This window comes from Burkholderia sp. SIMBA_051, assembly GCF_046534915.1.
Taxonomy (GTDB): Bacteria; Pseudomonadota; Gammaproteobacteria; order Burkholderiales; family Burkholderiaceae; genus Burkholderia; species Burkholderia ambifaria.
Genome location: NZ_JAWRXS010000305.1, coordinates 1 through 270, shown reverse-complemented (window position 1 = coordinate 270; position 270 = coordinate 1). Strand labels below are relative to the sequence as shown.

1 protein-coding gene is annotated in these 270 nt (G+C 63.7%); it reads right to left on the bottom strand.

Annotated features, from left to right (window positions below; translation table 11 throughout):
- On the bottom strand, nt 1–270 hold a 270-nt coding region (gene opgC / locus SB771_RS34635), incomplete at both ends, for an OpgC domain-containing protein (RefSeq protein ID WP_410721992.1).

Below are 270 nucleotides of genomic sequence, written 5' to 3'. Positions count from 1 at the left end.
CGGCTGGCGACGGAACAGCAGGATGTCGCGCAGGACCGCCGTGGGCGTGTCCATCATGTCGTCGAGATCGGTCGTGGCCATGTTGGGCGAGTCGATGCTGAACGCGCTCATCACGGCGCTTACGAGCAGCATCAGGACGGCCGTAATCAGAAACGCCCTATACAACTCGAGTGAGCGCTTGAAGAAGCGGTTGCGCGCGTCGGCTTCCGTGTGGCGCTTCGCGAGCGACGCGTAGGCCGTGGCCGTCGCGAATCCACCGAGGAAGACGAA